This window comes from Rathayibacter sp. KR2-224 (assembly GCF_049446075.1).
Taxonomy (GTDB): Bacteria; Actinomycetota; Actinomycetes; order Actinomycetales; family Microbacteriaceae; genus Humibacter.
In genome coordinates this window covers 226659-248436 of record NZ_JBMSEB010000001.1, presented here as the reverse complement: position 1 = coordinate 248436, position 21778 = coordinate 226659, and the positions used below count along the sequence as shown (strand labels likewise).

The window sequence follows — 21778 nt, the reverse complement described above, 5'->3', positions numbered from 1 at the left end:
TAACGCCCCGCGATTCCGTCGAACCCGCCCCCCGCTCAGTGAGCGCCGAGCGCGCGGCCGCAGCACGGGCGGCGGTCGAGCCCGCTGGCATCTCGGCGATCGCTGAGACATCGGCCGCTGTGCTCTCGGCGGTCGAGAGCGTAGTGATCGGCCAGGGGGAGCCGCTGCGCATCGCCATGGCGAGCATCCTCGCCGGCGGCCACGTGCTCTTCGAAGACGTACCAGGGCTCGGAAAGACGCTAGCCGCCCGGAGCCTCGCATCGGCCATGGGACTGCCGTTCCGGCGGCTGCAGTGCACGCCCGACCTGTTGCCTGCCGACATCACAGGCTCATACGTCTATGCGCCCTCCAGTGGAGATTTCGTGTTCCGCCCCGGGCCCGTCTTCACCGGGCTCCTGCTCGCCGACGAGCTCAACCGCACCGCTCCGAAGACCCAGTCGGCGCTCCTGGAGGCCATGGCAGAGGCCCAGGTCACCGTCGAGGGCATGAGCTTCGCACTGCCCGCGCCGTTCCATGTCATCGCTACGGCCAACCCGATCGAATACGAGGGCACCTATGCGTTGCCAGAGGCGCAGCTCGACCGCTTCCTGGTGCGTCTGAGCGTCGGGTACCCGGATCGCGGAGAGGAGGAGCGCGTGCTCGCCAACCGGCTGGCACGACGCACGGAGGTGGCAAGTGTCGACCCCGTCACGGATGCCGCTGGTCTGCTGGCCATGCAGGCCGGCGTTGAGCGCGTGCACGTGGATGCCGACATCCTGCGCTACTGCGTCGACCTGGCGGCCTCCACGCGTGCCGAACGCTCGGTCGAAGTGGGCGCTTCTCCTCGCGGTTCCCAGGCTCTGATGCTCGTGGCGCGTTCCCTCGCGGTGATGGAAGGCAGGGACTACGTGACGCCCGACGACGTGAAGCGCGTCGCCGTTCCGGCACTGGCACACCGGCTCACGCTCACACCGGCCGCCTGGGCGGCGGGCACGGACGCGGCTCGCATCGTCGCCGCGCTCGTCGACATCGTGCCAGGACCCCCAACGGTCGCGCGCAGTGGGACCCGTCCGTGACAGTCTGGCGCCGCACCGCCGTTCCGGCAGCAGGAACACTGTTCGCGCTCATCGTGTGCGCGGCCGCGGTGGTGTTCGGACGCGCGGATGTGGCCATCGTCGGCGTCGCACTTTTCGTCGCCGTCGCCGTGGGAATGAGGAGGCCGAAAGCCGGTGATGCCGTGCAGGTGGCGCTGGCCGAAGAGCGTGCGGAAGAAGGCGACCGCTCGCCTGCACCGGTTCGCCTATCGGTGACGGCCGCCGACGACGTCGACGCCGTTCTGCTGAGGGTGACGGCTCTGGGTTTCGAGGTGCAGCAGCTCGCGGTCCGTCCCCCTGCGACGTTGACCGTTCGCGTGCCGCTGGCGCACTCGGGCGAGCAGGAACTCATCGCCGTGGAGCAGCGCGGAGTCGCGAGCGACGCTTCGTTCGTCTCCGACGCCGGGCCACGGGCATCCTTGCGGGTGATGGTCGATCCGCAACTCGCGCCCATCCGTTACCTTCCCGTTCCGGGGCGCCTGCGTGGCCTCACCGGCGGGCACCAGTCGGCACGGCCGGGAGACGGCGGTGAGTTCAGGGACATCCACCCGTTCGCGACGGGCGACCGGCTGCGCCGAGTGGATTGGAAGGCTACGGCACGCCTGGCCAGGCAGCCCGGCGACCTGTACGTACGGCGCACGTACGCAACCTCGGACGTCGACGTCGCCATCGTGTTCGACGACGCCGACGACGTCGGCGAGTCCGTCGCGGAGTGGCCCCTCGGCGATCCGACGCTCAGCGGCACCACGTCGATGGATGTCGCCCGCGACGCTGCTTGGAGCCTCGCTTCCGCCTATCTCGACGCGGGTGATTCGGTGTCGTTCCAGGTGCTGTCGAGGGCGGGCGGTGCTGTGCCACGCGGCTCGGGCGGCAGACAGCGGGAGCGCTTGCGTGCAGCCATCGCGCGGACAGCACCGCATCCGCGGTTCCTCACGCGGGCACGCACACCCCTGGTGGCACCTGGCGCGATGATCGTGCTGCTGTCCGCCTTTCTTGATTCCGACCCGGTGCGCCTGGCAACGCTGTGGCGGGCGGCCGGCCACCGCGTGCTCGTCGTCGACACGCTCCCGGCGCCAGACAGCGGCGCTCTGAACCGCCGTCAGCAACTCGCTTTGCGTGTGGTGCTCGGACACCGCGAAGAGCGGCTGCAGGATCTGCGCGCCGTGGGAGCCGACGTCGTGGCGTGGCATCGCGCTCCGTCGGAGCTCGCCGCCGATCTGCGTTCGCTCACCCGGGTGAGGCGGCCATGAGCGAACGCCTGCACGCAACAGTTTCGGCCGGTGTCTGCATCCCGGGATTCGCGCCGCGACTCGCCGTCGCCCTGATCGGATGCTCCGCGGCGCTCACGCTCGTACCAGGACCCTTCGGCTACGTCGGCGTTGCGCTGGCAATCCTCGGAGCGCTCTTCCCAGGCACGCTGGGCGCGTGGGGCTGCGCCCTCGTGATCGTGCTGGCGCAATTGGCCAGGTCGCCGTCCGTCACGGACTGGCACCCGTATCTGATGCTCGCTGTTGCACACCTGCTGCATGTGCTCGGGGCTCTCGCAATCGTGGTCGAACCAGGAGGCGTCTTACAGTTGCGGGCGCTGCGTAGGCCACTGCTCCGCTGGGCGGCGATTCAGCTTCCCGCGCAGTGCGTGCTGGCCGCCGCGCTCCTCGTCGCCGGATCGGGCGCGCCGCACCTGCCGCTTCCCGGGATCTTCGCCGCGATCGCGGCGCTGTGCGTTGCGGCACTCGTCGTGCTCGTCATCCGGAGGAGGTGAGTGCGAGTGCGCTCACCCGCTCGGCGTCCTCCCGATACATCCGGGCGTCTGAGACGAGTTCGTTCCTTCCCATCCGCTCCGCCTGCTCCTCGCTCGCGTCCGCCAGCTCCACGAGCCTGCGCGACATCGCCGTGAACAGGTCGCGGCGCGCGAAGTCCGCACCGTAGGCATCCATGAGCAGATCGAGCCTGGCATCCCGATGTTCCGCCGCAGGCGCCTCATCATCCTTCTCGTCGAGGTACGGCACAAGGCGGTAAGCGAGGTAGGCGAGGTCCCAGATGCGCGGGCCGGGCGACATCGTGTCGAAGTCGATGACTCCGAGGAGGCGCGGCGGATCCGCCGCGGCGTCGAACACGAGGTTGTACGGCGCGAAGTCGTTGTGGCAGACCACCTCCTCCGGCTCGTGTGCGGGGAGCCGCCAGACCGGGTCGACCGGCCGCACGTCCGCCGTCGCGTCGTGCCATGCCCTCAGCAGGCGAGCCGCCTGCCGCAGCACTGTCTCGTGCCATACCCACGACGGCATCGGATACTGCGGCACCTCGCCCGGAACGAAGGCGACGACCTCACGACCGTCCTCTGCCAACCCGAGGGGCTCAGGGATGCCTGCGACTCCCGCCTCGCGTGCGCGCCGCATCACCTCCTGCACGGTCTCGGTCCACGGGCCGGCTTGCCTGAGCACGACATCGCCCCGCCGATGCACGGCCGTCATGTTGCCGCCGTGGAGCTCCACCTCTGCGTCGTAGGCATCCTCGTCGATGCGCAACCCGTCATCCGCCATCGCTGCCATGTGGCAACGGTAGTGCGACCCTCCGACACTGAATCGCGGGGCGGAGACCTGATCGCTCTGGGCGCACTCGTTTGTGGTCGCGGCCCTGCCGCTGCGACAAACTCAATCGCCTCGGCGATGGATGCACGCATCCATCGCTCTCACCTCACTCGTTTGTGGTCGCGGCTTCGCCGCTGCGACAAACTCAATCGCCTCGGCGATGGATGCAAGCATCCATCGCTCTCACCTCACTCGTTTGTCAGGGGGTTTACCTAGACTTTTCGGGTGTCGATCTCGAAAGTGGAAGCCCACTCCAAACTGAGCGTTCGCGGTGCCCGCGTGCACAACCTCCGCAACGTCGACGTGGAGATCCCTCGCGACTCTCTCGTCGTGTTCACGGGCCTTTCCGGATCGGGCAAATCGTCGCTCGCGTTCGACACGATCTTCGCCGAAGGGCAGCGCCGTTACGTCGAGTCGCTGTCCGCATATGCGAGGCAGTTCCTCGGACAGGTCGATCGTCCAGACGTCGATTTCATCGAGGGCCTTAGCCCCGCCGTCTCCATCGATCAGAAGTCCACGAACCGCAACCCACGGTCGACCGTCGGCACCATCACGGAGATCTTCGACTACATGCGTCTGTTGTGGGCACGCATCGGCATTCCGCACTGTCCGGTGTGCGGCGAGATGATCCAACGTCAGACGGTGCAGCAGATCGCCGACCAGCTCATGGAGCTCGAGCCCGGCACCAGGTACCTGGTGCTCAGCCCGGTTGTGAAGCAGAAGAAGGGCGAGTTCGTCGACCTCTTCGCCGAACTCTCGGCATCCGGCTACTCCCGCGCGCAGGTCGACGGCGAGCAGATCCAGCTGTCCAGCCCGCCCATCCTGAAGAAGCAGTACAAGCACGACATCTCCGTCGTCGTCGACAGGCTGGTGGCCGGGCCCGACATCCTCACCCGCCTCACCGACTCGCTCGAGACGGCGTTGCGCCTCACCGACGGCCTCGTCACGATCAACTTCGTGGACGAGTCGGGACCGGATGCCACGCGCAACTTCAGCGAGAAGCTCGCGTGCCCGAACGGGCATCCCATCCAGCTCACCGAGATCGAGCCCCGCACCTTCTCCTTCAACGCCCCGTTCGGTGCATGCCCCGAGTGCTCGGGCCTCGGAACACGCATGTCGGTGGACGAGGAACTGCTGCTCGGCGACACTTCGCAGAGCATCTCGGAGGGCGTCATCCTGCCCTGGAGCACCCAGGGCAAGGGCCTGTACCAGTACTACGACAAGCTGCTCGACGGTCTCTCACGCGATCTCGACTTCGACCTCGAGACGCCCTGGGACGAGCTGCCACGTTCGGTGCGGGAGGCGATCCTGCGCGGCAAGGACTTCAAGGTCAAGGTCAAGTGGCGCAACAGGTACGGCCGCGAGCTCAGCTACACGTCTGGCTTCGAGGGCGTCGTGCCGTACATCGAGCGCCAGTATCTGCAAGCGGAGTCCGACACGCAGCGTCAGCGCTGGTCCGAGTATCTTCGTGAGGTTCCGTGCCAGGTGTGCCAGGGCAAGCGTCTCAAGCCCGAAGTGCTCGCCGTGCTGATCCACGGGCACAGCATCGCCGACGTCGCCGACCTGAGCCTTGCCGACGCGAGATCCTTCATGAACAAACTCGAGCTCACCGATCGCGAGCAGACCATCGCTGCTCAGGTGCTGCGCGAGATCAAGGTACGCCTCGACTTCCTCATCCAGGTGGGTCTCAACTACCTGAGCATGGGCCGGGCCGCGGCGACGCTCTCCGGCGGCGAGGCGCAGCGCATCAGGCTGGCCACCCAGATCGGTTCCGGCCTCACCGGCGTACTGTACGTGCTCGACGAGCCGAGCATCGGACTGCATCAGCGCGACAATCGTCGCCTCATCGACACGCTCGTGGCGCTGCGTAACCTGGGCAACACGCTGATCGTCGTCGAGCACGACGAAGACACGATTCGTACCGCAGACTGGATCGTCGACATCGGCCCGGGCGCGGGCGAGGGCGGCGGCCGGGTCGTGCACTCGGGCACATACGACGAGCTCCTGGCCAATCGGGAGTCGCTGACCGGTGACTACCTGGCGGGACGTCGTGCGATCGAGACGCCGGCGCGACGCAGGGCGATCGACCCGGAACGCATGCTCCGCGTGGTGGGCGCGAACGCCAACAACCTGCACAACCTCACGGTCGACTTCCCGCTCGGGGTGTTCGTGGCCGTCACGGGTGTGAGCGGCTCGGGCAAGTCATCCCTGGTCAACGACATCCTCTACCGAGTGCTCGCCAACAGGTTGAACGGTGCACGTAAGGTCGCGGGCAAGCACAGCCGCGTTACCGGAACCGAGCAGCTCGACAAGGTGGTGCACGTCGACCAGGCGCCCATCGGCCGCACTCCGCGGTCCAACCCCGCCACGTATACCGGCGTGTTCGACCGCATCCGCACGCTGTTCGCCGAGACCGGAGAGGCGAAGGCTCGCGGCTACCTGCCCGGACGATTCAGCTTCAACGTCAAGGGCGGTCGATGCGAGGCGTGCTCAGGCGACGGCACGATCAAGATCGAGATGAACTTCCTGCCAGACGTCTACGTCGCGTGCGAGGTGTGCGGGGGAGCGCGCTACAACCGGGACACGCTTCAGGTGCACTACAAGGGCAAGAACATCGCCGAGGTGCTCGACATGCCGATCGAGGAGGCTGCCGAGTTCTTCAGGCCCATCTCTGCGATCCACCGCTACCTGCAGACCTTGGTCGATGTGGGCCTCGGCTACGTGCGGCTCGGACAGAGCGCGACCACGCTCTCGGGCGGCGAGGCGCAGCGCGTCAAGCTCGCGACCGAGCTCCAGCGCCGCAGCAACGGGCGCAGCGTCTATGTGCTCGATGAGCCGACGACCGGCCTGCACTTCGAAGACGTGCGCAAGCTGCTCGAGGTGCTGAACGGTCTGGTCGACAAGGGCAACACCGTGATCGTCATCGAGCACAACCTCGATGTGGTCAAATCGGCGGACTGGATCATCGATCTCGGACCCGAGGGCGGCTCGGGCGGCGGCCGGATCGTCGCGACGGGAACTCCCGAGAAGGTGGCCAGGGTGAAGGGCAGCCACACGGGCGTGTTCCTGAGTGAGATTCTGGATGCCGAGGCGCCCGCCGAGCAGAAGAGCGCCTGACGCGCGATGGCCGACACCGTCGCGTACCGTCCGAAAACCAGCGAGATCCCAACCGGGCCAGGGGTATACCGATTCCGGGATGCGAAGAAGCGCGTTCTCTACGTCGGCAAGGCGAAGAATCTGCGCGCCCGCCTGAGCAACTACTTCCAGCCGCTGCGCAACCTGCACGAACGCACGAGGCGCATGGTCACCACGGCGGCGAGCGTCGAGTGGACGGTCGTCGCGAACGAGTTCGAGGCGCTCCAGCTCGAGTACACGTGGATCAAGGAGTTCAACCCTCCCTTCAACGTGCAGTTCCGCGACGACAAGACGTATCCCTATCTCGCGGTAACGCTGGCCGACGAGGTGCCGAGAGCCATGGTGACGCGCAACCACACCATGAAGGGCGCCCGCTACTTCGGCCCGTACACGAAGGTCTGGGCTATCCGCGAGACGCTCGACCTCATGCTCAAGGCCTTCCCGATGCGCAGCTGCTCGGACGGGGTCTACCACCGAGCCGAGCTGACCGGCCGGCCCTGTCTGCTCGGCGACATCGGCAAGTGCGTCGCGCCGTGCGTCGGGAGGGTGACGCTCGACGAGCACCGTCAGGTCGCCGACGACTTCGTGTCGTTCATGGCGGGCAACGACACCAGGTACGTCCGTGCGCTCGAGCAACGGATGCGCGAAGCAGCAGAGGCACAGGAGTACGAGGCGGCGGCCCGTTACCGCGACAGCATCCAGGCCATGCGAGCCGTCATGGAGAAGACGGCCGTCGTGTTCTCCGACGACGTCGACACAGACGTCTTCGGCATTGCGGATGACGAACTCGCCGCGGCCGTTCACCAGTTCATCGTGCGCGGCGGACGCATCCGCGGAACCCGCAGCTGGGTGGTCGACAAGGAGCTCGACGTCGACGTGGCTGAGCTCATCGAGACCGTCCTCGAGAACGCATACGACGGGGAGTTCCCTCCGCCACGCGAGATCCTCGTTCCCGTTCTGCCGGAGGACGCCGCCGAGCTCGAGCGCTGGCTCGGCACGCGCCGTACGCAGGGCGCCGAGGGAGTCCGCAGCAGAGGAGTGGCACCGTCAAGGGTGCACCTTCGCGTCGCGCAGCGCGGTGAGAAGGCTGCACTGGCGCAGACCGCCGAGACCAACGCCAAGAACGCCCTCATGCTGTACAAGACGAGGCGGAGCGCCGACTTCGTGGCGCGGTCCCAGGCACTCGAAGACATCAGAGACGCGCTGGGCATGTCGGAGGCGCCGCTGCGCATGGAGTGCTACGACGTCTCGCACCTCTCCGGCACGAACATCGTCGCCTCGATGGTGGTGTTCGAAGACGGCCTGCCGCGCAAAGACCAGTACCGCAGGTTCAGCATCCCGGCCTCAACAGACGACACCGAGTCGATCTACCAGGTTCTGACCCGCCGCCTCGCCTACCTCCGCTCAGGCACAGGCGACCACGAAGCAGTCGGTGACACCGACGTGGACCGTGCCGCACATTCCCAAGACCACGCCGGTACGGATGCCACGGCGCCGCAGAACGGCGTGGGCGACGAGATCGAGGTGGCGCAGCGGCCGCGCAAGTTCTCCTACCCGCCGCAGTTGCTGCTGGTGGACGGGGGGCAGCCGCAGGTGGCGGCGGCACGCAGAGCGCTCGAGGAATCGGGCGTGACGGGCATCCAACTCGCAGGCATCGCCAAGCGCCTGGAGGAGCTGTGGCTTCCCGACTCCGACTTCCCGGTCATCCTGCCGCGCAACAGCGACGCGCTGTTTCTCGTGCAACGCATCCGCGACGAAGCGCACCGCTTCGCGATCACCTACCAGCGCGCCAAGCGCCGCCGCGACATCTCGTCGACGCTGGCGGACATCCCTGGCCTGGGTCCGGCACGCGTTCGAGAACTGCTGAAGCACTTCGGATCGGTAGCCCGCCTGCGGCAGGCCGATCCCACGGTCATCGCTGAGGTGAAGGGCATCGGGCCGTCCCTGGCCGAAGCCGTCTACTCCGCGCTGCACGCTGAGGGAAGCCCAGAGGCCGGTGGCACTGAGGCCGGTGGAGCTGAAGTCGGCGGCGCTGAAGCCGGCATTGCTGAAGCCGGGAGCGCAGAGGCCGGCAGTGCAGAGGCGGGCGCAGACACGGCCGAAGAACCGGCTACCCCATAGGCTGGGGTTTCAGCACACCCACGACCCGAGGCGAAGGATGTCCGACCCACAACCCGAGGAAGACAACCAGCACCAGGAGCTGCTGATCGTCACTGGCATGTCAGGTGCCGGGCGCTCCACCGTCGCCAATGCTCTGGAAGACCTGGACTGGTACGTCGTCGACAACCTGCCGCCGCAGATGCTGCGGCCGCTGATCGACCTCGCAGGTCGCGCCGGATCCCGCCTGCCGCGGATCGCCGCCGTCGTCGACGTGCGCGGGCGCGGGCTCTTCTCCGACCTGCAGGAGATGATCCAGTCGCTCCGCAGTGGCGTGCAGGTGCGTGTGATCTTCCTCGATGCAACGGATGCCGCACTCGTGCGCCGCTTCGAATCCGTGCGCCGGCCGCACCCGCTGCAGGGCACCGGCACCATCCTCGACGGCATCACGGCCGAACGGGGCCGCGTGAGGGAGCTGCGCGAGTCGGCCGACATCATCATCGACACGTCCGACCTGAACATCCACCAGCTCGCCGTCGAGATCAACGAGATCTTCGCGGGTGAAGACTCTGCAGACATCCAGCTCACGCTGATGAGCTTCGGCTTCAAGTACGGCCTGCCGCCCGACGCGGATCTGGTCGCAGACGCCCGGTTCCTTCCGAATCCGTTCTGGCAGCCTGAACTGAGGCCGCTGACCGGGCTCGACCCCGAGGTGCGGGAGTTCGTGTTCGACCAGCCGGGAGCAACGGAATTCGTCGACGGATACTCGAAAGCGCTGCGCCCGGTGCTCGAGGGCTACCGGCGCGAGAACAAGCGCCACGCCACCATCGCGGTAGGCTGCACTGGGGGCAAGCATCGCTCAGTGGCCATCGCGGAAGCGCTTGCCGCTCGTCTTCGCGATGCTCCAGGCGTTGCGGTGGCGATCAAGCACCGTGACCTCGGTCGGGAATGACGCATTGCGCTCCTTGCCGCTGTGCTTCCCCGTCGGGCAGCACACGATCGACACAGAAACGGAACAACGGGATTGGCACTGACCGCTGACGTCAAAGAAGAGCTCCTCGGCGTCGAGGCGGGCAAGAACACCGTGCGCGCGGCCGAACTGGCCACGATCCTGCGCCTGGCCGGGGGACTGCACCTGATCTCGGGACGGATCGCCGTAGAGGCGGAGCTGGATTCGCCGGAACTCGCAAGGCACGTGCGCAAGGCTCTCGCCGAGCTCTACGGCGTACGTAGCGAGGTGTCGGTGACGTCGGCTGGCGGCATCCGCAAGAACACCGTCTACACGGTGCGTGTCGTCGACGGTGGAGAGACCCTGGCACGCCAGACCGGCCTCCTCGACCAGCATCGCAGGCCCATCAGGGGTCTGCCGAATCGCTTGACCACAGGCTCGAAGGAAGACCTCGCTGCGGTATGGCGCGGCGCGTTCCTCGCTCACGGATCGCTCACAGACCCCGGCCGTTCGGCCGCACTCGAGATCACGTGCCCTGGCAACGAGTCGGCGATGGCTTTGGTCGGCGCCGCCGGCCGGCTCGGCATCCCGGCGAAAGCCCGCGAGGTGCGCGGGGTGCACAGGGTGGTGGTGCGCGACGGCGAGGCCATCAGTGCCATGCTCAGCCGCATGGGGGCCACAGGCACCGTTCGCACCTGGGAGGAGCTGCGGCAGCGCCGCGAGGTGCGCGCCACAGCGAACCGCCTCGTCAACTTCGACGACGCCAACCTGCGCAGATCCGCCCAGGCCGCCGTCGCAGCGTGCGCCAGAGTCGAGCGTGCGATGGAGATCCTCGGCCCCACCATTCCCGAGCACCTGCGCTACGCAGGCGAGCTACGACTGGCTCACCGGGACGCCAGCCTCGACGAGCTCGGTCACCACGCAGACCCGCCCATGACGAAGGATGCCGTCGCAGGGCGCATCCGCCGCCTCCTCGCCATGGCCGACAAGCGCGCCTCCGAGCTCGGCATCCCCGGTACAGAGGCCAGCCTTCCCGCCGACCTCGACCTGTAGGTCCTCGGCCTCGCATCCCGTGCCGCCTCAGTAGAGTGGAAGGGTTGCTCAGACCGCGGTGCGGCCGTCGCGTCGCGGCTCGATCACGAGGAGAGAGTGAATGGCTGACTACACGCTCGCTGAACTTCCCTACGATTACTCGGCGCTCGAGCCGAGCATCAGCGGGAGGATCATGGAGCTCCACCACGACAAGCACCACAAGGCATACGTCGACGGGGCGAACACCGCCATCGCCAAGCTCCAGGAAGCGCGCGACGCCGACGACCTGACCTATGTGAACAAGCTCGAGAAGGACCTGGCGTTCAACCTCGCCGGGCACGTGAACCACACGGTCTTCTGGAACAACCTCTCGCCGGACGGGGGAGACAAGCCCACGGGCGAACTGGCGGCCGCGATCGACGAGTTCTTCGGATCGTTCGACAAGTTCCGCGCACACTTCACCGCCTCGGCACTGGGCATCCAGGGCTCCGGCTGGTCGATTCTGGCCTGGGATTCGCTCGGGCAGAAGCTGATCATCGAGCAGCTCTACGACCACCAGGGCAATCTGGCGGCCGCGACGGTCCCGGTGCTGCTGCTCGACATGTGGGAGCACGCCTTCTACCTCGACTACCAGAATGTGAAGGCCGACTACGTCAAGGCGTTCTGGAACATCACCAACTGGGCAGACGTGCAGGAGCGCTTCACGAGGGCGCGCGAGAAGACCTCTGGCCTGCTGCTACTGTCGTAATCGGGCCGGTGTCCCGGACGGGATCCGCCCGGGACACCGTCGTCCGTTCGTTCCCTTCATCGCAATTCAGCGCCGAACGGCGCCCCAGTAACAGGAGTCCTTTCGTGTCCGTGAAGATCGGCATCAACGGGTTCGGCCGCATCGGCCGCAACTACTTCCGCGCAGCGCTTGCCAAGGGCAGCGACCTCGAGATCGTCGCCGTGAACGACCTCACCGACAACGCGAGCCTCGCGCAGCTTCTGAAGTACGACTCCGTCGGCGGGCCGCTGGATGCGACCGTCGAGCTCGAGGGCGACAGCATCGTCGTGAACGGCAAGCCCATCAAGGTTCTCGAGGAGCGCGACCCGGCCAACCTCGGCTGGGGCGACCTGGGCGTCGACATCGTCATCGAGTCCACCGGACGCTTCACCAACGCCAACGACGCGCGCAAGCACATCGAGGCCGGCGCCAAGAAGGTCATCATCTCCGCTCCCGCCACGGGCGAAGACGGCACGTTCGTGATCGGCGTGAACGAAGACACGTACGACCCGGCGACCATGGACATCCTGTCCAATGCGTCGTGCACGACGAACTGCCTCGCACCGCTGGCCAAGGTCTTCAACGACACGTTCGGCATCGAGCGCGGCTTCATGATGACCGCGCACGCCTACACCGCAGATCAGAACCTGCAGGACGGCCCGCACAAAGACCTGCGTCGCGCCCGCGCCGCCGCCATCAACATCGTGCCCACGTCCACAGGCGCAGCGAAGGCGATCGGCCTCGTGCTGCCGGAGCTCAAGGGCAAGCTCGACGGCACCTCGTACCGCGTGCCGGTTCCCACCGGGTCGATCGTCGACCTCACCGTCGTCACCCGTGAAGGCCTGACGGTCGATGAGATCAACGCCGCATACAAGGCTGCCGCCTCAGAGGGTCGTCTCCAGGGCATCCTGCAGTACACCGAAGACCCGATCGTCTCCAGCGACATCAAGCAGAACCCGTACTCGTCGATCTTCGACTCGGGTCTGACCAACGTCATCGGCAACCTCGTGAAGGTGTCGAGCTGGTACGACAACGAGTGGGGCTACTCGAACCGCCTGGTCGACCTCGCCGAGTACGTCGCCGAGCGTCTCTGACCCGGGCGGAGGAACTCGGTTGACGTTTCGCACTCTCGACTCACTGGGTTCGCTCGCCGGTCGCACGGTCGTCGTCCGCTGTGATCTCAACGTCCCCCTGAAGGACGGCGAGATCACCGACGACGGCCGTGTCCGCGCGTCGCTGCCCACCCTGCGCGCCCTCATCGAGCAGGGAGCCCGCATCGTCGTCGTCTCGCACCTCGGGCGCCCGGACGGCGCTCCGGACCCGAAGTACAGTCTCGCGCCCGTTGCCGCCAGGCTGGGCGAGCTGCTCGACAAGCCGGTGCGCTTCGCGGCCGACACGGTCGGCGACGAGGCGAAGGATGCCGTAGCATCCCTCGCCGACGGCGACGTGGCGGTGCTCGAGAACCTCCGCTTCAATCCGGAGGAGACCAGCAAGTCGGAGGACGAGCGTGCCGCGTTCGCCGCGAAGCTCGCGTCGCTCGGAGATGCGTTCGTCTCGGACGGGTTCGGCGTCGTGCACCGCAAGCAGGCGAGCGTCTACGAGCTGGCCAAGGCGCTCCCCAGCGCCGCAGGCCTCCTGATCGCCGCCGAACTCGACGTGCTCGAGCGTCTCACCGACACTCCCGAGCGGCCATACACCGTGGTACTCGGCGGCTCGAAGGTGTCGGACAAGCTGGGTGTCATCGGCCACCTGCTTCCGCGCGTCAACACGCTGCTGATCGGCGGCGGGATGCTGTTCACGTTCCTCGCCGCACAGGGCCACAAGGTGGGCTCCAGCCTGCTCGAGGAAGATCAGATCGAGACCGTCAAGGGTTACCTGCAGAAGGCGCACGAACTCGGAGTTGAGATCATCCTGCCCACCGACGTCGTCGTCGCGTCCAAGTTCGGCGCCGACGCAGAGCACGAGGTGCGCCCAGCCGACTCCATCGAGGATTCGCCCTGGGGATCGTCGGGCCTCGGCCTCGACATCGGTCCGGACACCGCGGCCGAGTTCGCCGAGGTCATCAGGGAGTCTGTGACGGTGTTCTGGAACGGTCCGATGGGCGTGTTCGAGCTTGCGCCGTTCGCGGCGGGCACGCGCGCCGTCGCCGAGGCTCTCACCGAAACACGTGGTCTGAGCGTGGTCGGCGGTGGGGACTCGGCTGCCGCAGTGCGCGCCCTCGGTTTCGACGATGACCAGTTCGGTCACATCTCGACCGGCGGGGGAGCGAGCCTCGAGTTCCTTGAAGGAAAGTCTCTACCCGGCCTGGAGGTACTCGGATGGCAGGCATGACGGCCAAGAACGGCGGGGCGGCCCTTTCCGGACGCCGCCCGCTCATCGCAGGCAACTGGAAGATGAACCTCGACCACCTGCAGGCCATCGCATTCGTGCAGAAGCTCGCCTGGAGCTTGAAGGATGCCGGTCACGACTTCGGCGCCGTGGAGGTCGCCGTCTTCCCGCCCTTCACCGACCTGCGAAGCGTGCAGACGCTCGTGGCTGGGGACAAGCTGCCGATCGTCTACGGCGCACAGGATGTCAGCGCGCACGCACCCGGGGCGTTCACCGGCGAGATCGCGGCCTCCTTCCTCACCCAGCTGGACTGCTCGTACGTGGTCATCGGTCACTCCGAACGCCGCACGCTGCACGCCGAGAGCGATGACGTCGTGGCCGCGAAGACCGCTACCGCCATCGCTGCCGGACTGGTTCCGTTGATCTGCGTCGGCGAGACCGCCGAAGACCTTGAGACGCACGGCGCCAGCGCCGTGCCCGTTTCGCAGCTGAACGTGGTGCTGGAGTCCATTCCCAAGGGTTCCGACTTCGTGGTCGCATACGAGCCCGTGTGGGCAATCGGGTCGGGGCAGGCCGCGACGCCGGATCAGGCGCAGCAGGTCGCCGCCGCTCTGCGCGGCGCCATCGCTGCGCGGCTGGGCGATGAGGCGGCCGCGGCCACACGCATCCTCTACGGGGGCTCGGTGAAGGCGGACAACATCGCGAGCTTCATGCGCCAGCCGGATGTCGACGGCGCGCTCGTGGGCGGCGCCAGCCTCGACGTGGAAGGCTTCTCGGCCATCGTGCGCTACCAGAAGCACGTCGGCGTTTGAACCTGCCCCTCTGAAGCCATCCGCCGCGCGGTACACGCGCCGCGACGTGGAGCGTTTCGACCTGATGCGATGGTCGGTGAGCACGACTCGTGGCCAGGCCGCGCGGTACCGATATACTGATCCTCGGTCCCGCGACCCGTTCGCCCTACCGGACAACAACCCCGAAAGGCTTCTACCTCGTGCAGATTCTCACGGTCGTTCTCCAGGTGCTGCTCGGCATCACGAGCCTCCTGCTGACCCTCCTCATCCTGCTGCACAAGGGACGTGGCGGCGGCCTCTCCGACATGTTCGGAGGCGGCATGACGTCCAACCTCGGGGCGTCGGGTGTGGCCGAGCGCAACCTCAACCGCATCACGATCATTCTCGGTCTCATCTGGATCGCGTGCATCGTGGTGCTCGGACTCATCACGAAGTTCAGCGCGTAGCAGCGCACCGTCGCCACTGCGGCGCTATCTAGGAGGATTCATGTCATCTGGCGGCAGCGCGATCAGGGGATCCCGCGTCGGGTCCGGCCCCATGGGGGAGCAGGATCACGGCTACCACGCCGACCGCATCGCGGTGCGGTACTGGGATGCGCTCGGCAACGAGACCGTTCGCTACTTCGCGGCGAACCTCCCCGACGAGGAGATCCCGGATATCATCGACTGCCCGACGTCGGGTCTTCCCGCCGGCCGGGACAAGGAGAACCCGCCGGCGGTGGCCAAGCTCGAGCCGTACAAGACGCACCTTGCCTACGTCAAGGAACGCCGCACCGAAGAGGAGGCAGCGCAGCTCCTCGAGGAGGCCCTGCGGCAGCTCCGGGAGCGCCGGGGCCGCCTCACCGCCACCAACTGACGACAGAGGCGGCCGAGCCGTCCACAGTCCAAGCGAAAAGGGCGGGACCGAACACGATCGTTCGGTCCCGCCCTTTGTTCGTGCCGCTACCTCCGCGTTCGCTCCCGGGGCGGCGCAGCACGTGATCAGTACTCAGGTGCGATGAGGTTCTCCGGCACTTCCGCCGACGCGTCGCGGTCCACGAAGAACACTGTGCGCTTCCTGCCTTTGGCTCCCGCCGCCGGCACCTCCGTATAGCTGGCGCCGGCGAGGGCGAGTCCGAGTGCGGACGCCTTATCGGCGCCGGCCAACACGAGCCAGATGCGAGCGGACGCGTTGAGTACCGGCCTGGTGAGGCTCAGACGCTCAGGAGGCGGCTTGGGGGAGTCCCGCACCGCGATCACCGTGCGTTCGCTCTCCCTGATGCCCGCACGATCCGGGAACAGCGAGGCGATGTGGCCGTCAGGACCCACTCCGAGGAACGTGATGTCGAAACGCGGGAACTCGGTTTCCTTCGACGGGAAGCGTGCCAGCTCTCGGGCGTAGGCATCCGCGGCCTCATCCAGCTCGAGGCCCGAATCGGATGCCGGGAATGCGTGCACGTTCGATGCAGGGAGATCGAGGCGGTCGAGAAGAGCCTCGCGAGCTGGCTTGTCGTTGCGGTCGTCCGAGTCGCTCGGCACCCAGCGCTCGTCACCCCACCAGAAATGCACCTTCGACCAGTCGATGGACTCGTGGCCGGCCGCCTGGCCCGCCGCGGCGAGCACGGCGATCCCGACCGTGCCGCCGGTCAGGCACACGTGCGCGCGGCCCTTGTCGGAGACGACATCGGCCGTCTTGGTGAGGAAGCGACGCGCGACCGATGCCACCAGGGCGTCACGCTCCGGGTAGACGAGCACCCGTCGTTCGCCGGTCATCGAACGGCTTCCCGTTCCTCCGACTCGAGCAGCGGGAGTCCCTTCGTCAGCACCTTGCCGTACAGCTCGTCCGGGTCGAGTCTGCGCAGCTCCTCCGCCAGACAGTCGCGGAGGTTCCGGCGCGGCAGCGCGAGATCGTGCATCGGCTGGTTCGGCTGCGACAGCGTAGCCAGATCGGGCATGTCGCGCACGAGCTTGATGGTGCCCGTCGCCCTGCGCAGCTCCACACCGTGAATGCCGCTCAGCGCCCGCTGACGTGCCGTGAGATCGTGCTGAACGGGGGCATCCAGCTGCAGCCGCAGCCAGGCGGCGAGCAGTACGGTCGACGGCGAATCGGGAGCGCCTGACACCTCGACGGAATCGACGGACTCATACGGCGGCTGGTCGAGCACCGCGGCGAGCTGCGCGCGCCACAGCGTGAGACGTGTCCACGCGAAGTCCGTGTCGCCAGGGGCGTACGTCTCAGCGAGGTGCAGAAGTGCCTCGTGAGGGTCGCCGGCGGACGACGAGTCGGTGATGCGGCGCGTGGCGATCCGGCCAAGCGCCGAGGTCGAGACCACGTCGGGCGCTGTACCCGGCCACCAGACCACGACGGGCGCATCCGGCAGGAGGAGCGCGGTGACCAGGCCCTCCTCGTCGCTGGCCGTCTCTCCGTAGGCGCGCAAGACGATGACCTCGCTCGCACCGGCGTCGCCGCCGACCCGGATCTGTGCATCCAGTCGGCTGTCTGCGTCAGCATGCGGATGATCGGGGTCGGCCGTCGAGACGACGATGACGCGCATCGGATGCTCGCGCGACGCCTCGTTCGCCGCCTCGATGACCTCTTCCTCCTGGCCGAGCCTGGTGGCGATGATCAGCGTCAGCACGCGGCCGAGCGCCACCGCCCCGCCTTCCTCGCGGATCTTGATGAGCGTCTTCGAGACGTTGCTGGTGGTTGTGTCGGGAAGATCGACGATCACAGTGTTCTCCAGATCATGGGCGCCGCCAGGTGCGTCCGTCGCGGGCGAGTAGTTCGTCAGCGGATGTCGGACCCCACGTTCCCGGACGGTACTGCTCCGGGGCGCCGTGGGATGCCCAGTACTCCTCGATCGGATCGAGGATCTTCCAGGACAACTCCACCTCTTCGTGCCGCGGGAACAGCGGCGGATCGCCGAGCAGCACGTCGAGGATAAGTCGCTCGTACGCCTCGGGGCTCGCCTCGGTGAAGGCGTGGCCGTAACCGAAGTCCATGCTCACGTCGCGCACCTGCATGCCTGCGCCGGGCACCTTCGAGCCGAACCTGATCGTCACGCCCTCGTCGGGCTGCACGCGGATGACCAGAGCGTTCTGCCCCAGTGCACTCGTCTGAGACTCGGCGAAGAGCTGCTGGGGTGCGCGCTTGAACACCACCGCGATCTCGGTGACCCGACGGCCCAGTCGCTTGCCCGCCCGCAGGTAGAAGGGAACTCCTGCCCAGCGACGCGTTCCGATGCCCAGCTTGATGGCGGCATACGTCTCGGTCGTGGACTGCGGGTTCATGCCGTCTTCCTGGAGGAAGCCGACCACCTTCTGACCGCCCTGCCAACCGCTGGAGTACTGTCCGCGCGCAGTGGCGGTGGACAGGTCCTTCGGCACGCGGACGGCCTTCAGCACCTTCTCCTTCTCGGCGCGAAGGTCGGCGGCGTCGAACGAGACCGGCTCCTCCATCGCGGTCAGGGCGAGCAGCTGCAGCAGGTGGTTCTGGATGACGTCGCGGGCCGCTCCGATGCCGTCGTAGTAGCCGGCCCGACCGCCGACGCCGATGTCCTCGGCCATCGTGATCTGCACATGGTCGACGTAGTTCGCGTTCCAGATCGGCTCGTAAAGCTCGTTGGCGAAGCGCAGCGCCAGGATGTTCTGCACCGTCTCTTTGCCGAGATAGTGGTCGATGCGGAACACGGAGTCGGCCGGGAAGACCGTCTCGACCACCTTGTTCAGCTCGCGCGCCGTCTTCAGGTCGCTTCCGAATGGCTTCTCGATGACGACGCGTCGCCACCCGTGGTCCTGATCGGCCAGGCCCGAGCGACGCAGCTGCTCGGTCACGAGCGGGAAGGCCTTCGGCGGGATCGACAGGTAGAACGCGTGGTTTCCCATGGTTCCGCGTTCCTTGTCGAGCGTGTCGACCGTGTCCTTGAGCCGCTGGAACGCAGCGTCGTCGTCGAACTCGCCCGGAACGAAGCGGATGCCCTGCGCAAGCTGACGCCACACCTCGTCACGGAACTCAGTGCGGGCGTACTCCTTCACGGCGTCGTAGACGACCTTCTCGAAGTCCTGGTCCTCCCAGTCGCGCCTGGCGAAGCCCACGAGGGCGAACCCGGGGGGAAGAAGGCCACGGTTGGCAAGGTCGTAGACCGCCGGCATCAGCTTCTTGCGCGACAGGTCGCCCGTTACGCCGAAGATGATGAGGCTGCTCGGGCCGGCAATGCGGTTGAGCCGGCGATCTTCCGGCACCCTGAGCGGATTGGAGTCTTTGGTGATCTCCACCGGTGACATGAATCTCCTCGTGTCGGTTCAGTCGTCCACGTCGCCGAACAGCGTCTCGATGTCCGCGGCGGGGTCGGTGAGCGTGAGCGTGAGAACCGGACGTCCGTGATCGGCGAGCACCGCGGCATCCCCGTTCGCCTGAGCATTGATCAGCTGGCCGAACGTGAATGGGCGGTCGGGTACCTGGAGGTCGTCAGACTCGCGCGCCAGAATCTGGAGGAACACGCCGACGGCGGGTCCGCCCTTGTGGAACTGGCCGGTCGAGTGCAGGAAGCGGGGTCCCCAGCCGAACGTGACGGGCCGCTTCGAGCGAGCCGCCAGAAGGTCGCGGATGCCTGCAAGCTGCGGCAGCGCCACCCGGTTCACGTAGGCCTGCACGGCCACATAGCCGTCGCTCGGCAGCTGCGCCAGGAGCTTCCCGATTGCGGCGTCGACCGTCGTCGCGTCGCCGAGCAGTGCTGCGTCGCCGCGCACCTCGATGCCTCCGTCGACGAATGCCGGCTCCGTCGGCTCCGGTCGGGCGTCGAGCAGACCACGGGCCGCGTTCTTCGCGGACTCCACGTCGGGCTGGTCGAACGGGTTGATCCCGAGGACGCGGCCGGCGACCGCTACCGCGTACTCCCACACCAGGAACATCGCCCCAAGCGAACCGGACACCAGGATCTCGCCTTTGTGGCGATCGGCAGGGAAGAGGTGGTGGGCGCCCGCGTTGTCCACGAGGCGCACGACCTGCAGGTCGGGGAGCTTCTCCTCCAGCTCGGGCGATGTCGTGTCGAGCACGACGGGGAGGAGTCCCTTACCCTCCTTGCCCGTCGATTCGGCGATCAGCTGCTCGGCCCAGTCGGCGAACCCGACGATGTGGGTGCCGTCGGCGATGATGCCGAGCTTGTCGCGCAACGGCTTGGTGCCCGCGATTGCCGCACCAAGGATGAGACCGGGATTGGTCTCGTCGTCGATGGCGAGCTCGAGCGAGATCGTCTCGGCCTCCTGCAACAGCTCCTCGATGTCGAATCCGGCGAGCCCGGAAGGCACGAGTCCGAACGCGGTCAGGGCCGAATAGCGGCCGCCCACATTCGGGTCCGCGTTGAACACCGTGTAACCGGCTTCGCGAGCGGACTTGTCCAGCGGCGAGCCCGGGTCGGTGACGACAACGATGCGCTCGGCGGGGTCGATGCCGACGTCGCGGAACGCCTTCTCGTAGGTGCGGCGGTGGCTGTCGGTCTCCACGGTCGAACCCGACTTGGACGAGACGATGAGCACGCTGGTCTCGAGCCGGTCGTTCAGTGCGGCGAGCACCTGGCCGGGGTCGGTCGTGTCGAGAATGGTCAGCTCGAGGTTGCCGGTGCGCGTGATCACCTCGGGGGCGAGCGACGAACCGCCCATGCCGCCGAGCACGAAGTGGTCGACGCCGGCGGCGAGGAACTTCTCGCGAAGTGCGACGATCTGCGGAACGAGCGGGCGCGAGATCGAGACCGCTTCCGTCCATCCGAGACGGATGCCCGCCTCGGACTCCGCGTCTGGCCCCCAGAGCGCCGCGTCCTGCGCGGTGATGCCTGAGGCCACGAGATCCTTGACGAGGCCCGGAACGACCGCCTTGACGGCTGCTTCCGCCTCGCCCGTTACGTGGATCCTGAAGCTCACTGCACGGTCTCCTTCGCGCCGGCCTGTTCGAGCGCGGTGGTCACGGTGTCGAGCAGTTCCTTCCACGACACGTTGAACTTCTCGAGGCCCTCGTCTTCAAGCGTCTGCGTGACGTCGTCGTACGAGATTCCGACGGCGGCGATCTTGTCGAGCACCTCGTTGGCCTCGTCGTACGTGCCGGCGATCGTGTTGCCCGTGATCTCGCCATGGTCGAACGTCGCCTCGAGAGTCTTCTCAGGCATCGTGTTCACGACGTCGGGCGCAACGAGCGAGGTGACGTACATGGTGTCCGAGTACGACGGGTCCTTCACACCGGTCGACGCCCACAACGGGCGCTGCTTGTTGGCGCCCGCGTTCAGCAGCACCTTGGCGCGCTCCGAGTCGAACGCCTGCTCGAAGGCCTGGTAGGCCAGCCGGGCGTTGGCGACGGCGGCCCTGCCCTTGAGCGTGTTCGCCTCTTCCGTGCCAAGCGCCGAGAGTCGCTTGTCGATCTCGGTGTCGACACGCGAGACGAAGAACGAAGCGACGGAGCGGATCGTCGACAGGTCGATGCCCGCCGACTTCGCCTGCTCGAGACCGGTCAGGTACGCGTTGATGACCTGGCGGTAGCGCTCGAGGCTGAAGATCAGCGTGACGTTGACGCTGATGCCCACCGCCGTGGCCGCCGCGATGGCCTCGAGACCCTCGACGGTCGCCGGAATCTTTATCATCGCGTTGGGCTTGTCCACCTTGGCCCAGAGGCGCTTGGCCTCCTCGGTGGTTCCGGCCGCATCGTGCGCGAGTCCGGGCTCGACCTCGATCGACACCCGGCCGTCCTGCCCGCCGGATGCCTCGTAGACGGGAGCGAACACGTCTGCCGCGTTGCGGACATCCGTTGTCGTGATCTCGAAGACGGCGTCGTGCACGTCTTTGCCCTCGGCGGCGAGCTGGCGCACCTGCTCGTCGTACGCCTCACCCTTGGAGAGCGCTGTTGCGAAGATCGTGGGGTTCGTCGTGACGCCGACGACGTCGCGGGTGTCGATCAGCTTCTGCAGGCCACCCGATGCGATGCGCTGGCGCGACAGGTCGTCGAGCCAGATGCTCACGCCCTCAGCCGCGAGACGTGCGGTGCTGGATTCGGTCATT

Annotated in this window: 19 protein-coding genes; 13 read left to right on the top strand and 6 right to left on the bottom strand. The window is 67.2% G+C overall.

Annotation, left to right across the window (positions count from 1 at the left end; translation table 11 throughout):
• The first annotated feature begins 89 nt into the window (after positions 1 to 89).
• Genes ACO2Q7_RS01190 through ACO2Q7_RS01180 form a run of 3 tightly spaced genes read left to right on the top strand, consistent with a single transcriptional unit; the run spans position 90 to position 2835 of the window.
• Positions 90 to 1055 carry an AAA family ATPase gene (locus ACO2Q7_RS01190; RefSeq protein ID WP_423355928.1) on the top strand — a complete coding sequence of 322 codons (966 nt, stop codon included), beginning with the start codon at positions 90 to 92 and terminating at the stop codon, positions 1053 to 1055.
• Positions 1052 to 2323: a DUF58 domain-containing protein gene (locus ACO2Q7_RS01185; protein WP_423353821.1), complete on the top strand. Its 1272-nt coding sequence runs from the start codon at positions 1052 to 1054 to the stop codon at positions 2321 to 2323. Before ACO2Q7_RS01190 ends, ACO2Q7_RS01185 begins: the two co-directional genes overlap by 4 nt.
• Positions 2320 to 2835 (top strand): hypothetical protein, encoded by a 516-nt coding sequence (locus tag ACO2Q7_RS01180; RefSeq protein ID WP_423353820.1) that lies wholly within the window; start codon positions 2320 to 2322, stop codon positions 2833 to 2835. The genes ACO2Q7_RS01185 and ACO2Q7_RS01180 overlap by 4 nt, the downstream gene beginning before the upstream one ends.
• Here the strand turns inward: ACO2Q7_RS01180 and ACO2Q7_RS01175 are convergent.
• Positions 2819 to 3622 (bottom strand): aminoglycoside phosphotransferase family protein, encoded by an 804-nt coding sequence (locus tag ACO2Q7_RS01175; protein WP_423353819.1) that lies wholly within the window; start codon positions 3620 to 3622, stop codon positions 2819 to 2821. The two genes, ACO2Q7_RS01180 and ACO2Q7_RS01175, sit on opposite strands and share 17 nt — an antisense overlap.
• Before the next feature lie 264 nt (positions 3623 to 3886).
• Here ACO2Q7_RS01175 and uvrA point away from each other — a divergent pair, with 264 nt between their 5' ends.
• The 10 genes from uvrA to ACO2Q7_RS01125 all read left to right on the top strand — a co-directional run bounded on the left by uvrA (position 3887) and on the right by ACO2Q7_RS01125 (position 15614).
• The gene (gene uvrA, locus ACO2Q7_RS01170) at positions 3887 to 6778 is read left to right on the top strand and encodes an excinuclease ABC subunit UvrA (RefSeq protein WP_423353818.1); all 2892 of its coding nucleotides are present in this window, start codon (positions 3887 to 3889) and stop codon (positions 6776 to 6778) included.
• Between the two features lie 6 nt (positions 6779 to 6784).
• Positions 6785 to 8917 carry an excinuclease ABC subunit UvrC gene (gene uvrC, locus ACO2Q7_RS01165; RefSeq protein ID WP_423353817.1) on the top strand — a complete coding sequence of 711 codons (2133 nt, stop codon included), beginning with the start codon at positions 6785 to 6787 and terminating at the stop codon, positions 8915 to 8917.
• A gap of 37 nt (positions 8918 to 8954) precedes the next feature.
• Complete coding sequence (rapZ, locus tag ACO2Q7_RS01160) at positions 8955 to 9845, top strand: RNase adapter RapZ (RefSeq protein ID WP_423353816.1); 891 nt, start codon at positions 8955 to 8957, stop codon at positions 9843 to 9845.
• 72 nt (positions 9846 to 9917) lie between these two features.
• A complete protein-coding gene (gene whiA, locus ACO2Q7_RS01155; protein ID WP_423353815.1) occupies positions 9918 to 10895 on the top strand; it encodes a DNA-binding protein WhiA in 978 nt (325 codons plus the stop codon).
• 100 nt (positions 10896 to 10995) lie between these two features.
• The gene (locus tag ACO2Q7_RS01150; RefSeq protein WP_423353814.1) at positions 10996 to 11622 is read left to right on the top strand and encodes a superoxide dismutase; all 627 of its coding nucleotides are present in this window, start codon (positions 10996 to 10998) and stop codon (positions 11620 to 11622) included.
• A gap of 104 nt (positions 11623 to 11726) precedes the next feature.
• Entirely contained in the window at positions 11727 to 12734 is a 1008-nt protein-coding gene (gap, locus tag ACO2Q7_RS01145) for a type I glyceraldehyde-3-phosphate dehydrogenase (protein WP_423353813.1), read from the top strand.
• Positions 12735 to 12753: 19 nt separating this feature from the next.
• Entirely contained in the window at positions 12754 to 13971 is a 1218-nt protein-coding gene (locus tag ACO2Q7_RS01140; RefSeq protein ID WP_423353812.1) for a phosphoglycerate kinase, read from the top strand.
• Positions 13959 to 14780, top strand: a complete 822-nt coding sequence (tpiA, locus tag ACO2Q7_RS01135; RefSeq protein ID WP_423353811.1) for a triose-phosphate isomerase — start codon at positions 13959 to 13961, stop codon at positions 14778 to 14780. Before ACO2Q7_RS01140 ends, tpiA begins: the two co-directional genes overlap by 13 nt.
• 179 nt (positions 14781 to 14959) lie before the next feature.
• Positions 14960 to 15205, top strand: a complete 246-nt coding sequence (gene secG, locus ACO2Q7_RS01130) for a preprotein translocase subunit SecG (RefSeq protein WP_423353810.1) — start codon at positions 14960 to 14962, stop codon at positions 15203 to 15205.
• Positions 15206 to 15245: 40 nt separating this feature from the next.
• Positions 15246 to 15614 carry an RNA polymerase-binding protein RbpA gene (locus tag ACO2Q7_RS01125; protein ID WP_423353809.1) on the top strand — a complete coding sequence of 123 codons (369 nt, stop codon included), beginning with the start codon at positions 15246 to 15248 and terminating at the stop codon, positions 15612 to 15614.
• Between the two features lie 125 nt (positions 15615 to 15739).
• Here the strand turns inward: ACO2Q7_RS01125 and pgl are convergent, their stop codons facing one another.
• Genes pgl through tal form a run of 5 tightly spaced genes read right to left on the bottom strand, consistent with a single transcriptional unit; the run spans position 15740 to position 21777 of the window.
• On the bottom strand, positions 15740 to 16510 hold the full coding sequence (pgl, locus tag ACO2Q7_RS01120) for a 6-phosphogluconolactonase (protein ID WP_423353808.1): 771 nt from the start codon (positions 16508 to 16510) through the stop codon (positions 15740 to 15742).
• The gene (locus ACO2Q7_RS01115) at positions 16507 to 17469 is read right to left on the bottom strand and encodes a glucose-6-phosphate dehydrogenase assembly protein OpcA (RefSeq protein ID WP_423353807.1); all 963 of its coding nucleotides are present in this window, start codon (positions 17467 to 17469) and stop codon (positions 16507 to 16509) included. The genes pgl and ACO2Q7_RS01115 overlap by 4 nt, the downstream gene beginning before the upstream one ends.
• 13 nt (positions 17470 to 17482) lie before the next feature.
• Positions 17483 to 19021 carry a glucose-6-phosphate dehydrogenase gene (zwf, locus tag ACO2Q7_RS01110; RefSeq protein ID WP_423353806.1) on the bottom strand — a complete coding sequence of 513 codons (1539 nt, stop codon included), beginning with the start codon at positions 19019 to 19021 and terminating at the stop codon, positions 17483 to 17485.
• An 18-nt stretch (positions 19022 to 19039) separates the two neighbouring features.
• Positions 19040 to 20653 (bottom strand): glucose-6-phosphate isomerase, encoded by a 1614-nt coding sequence (locus tag ACO2Q7_RS01105; RefSeq protein WP_423353805.1) that lies wholly within the window; start codon positions 20651 to 20653, stop codon positions 19040 to 19042.
• Positions 20650 to 21777: a transaldolase gene (gene tal / locus ACO2Q7_RS01100; RefSeq protein ID WP_423353804.1), complete on the bottom strand. Its 1128-nt coding sequence runs from the start codon at positions 21775 to 21777 to the stop codon at positions 20650 to 20652. The genes ACO2Q7_RS01105 and tal overlap by 4 nt, the downstream gene beginning before the upstream one ends.
• Between the last annotated feature and the right edge of the window lies 1 nt (position 21778).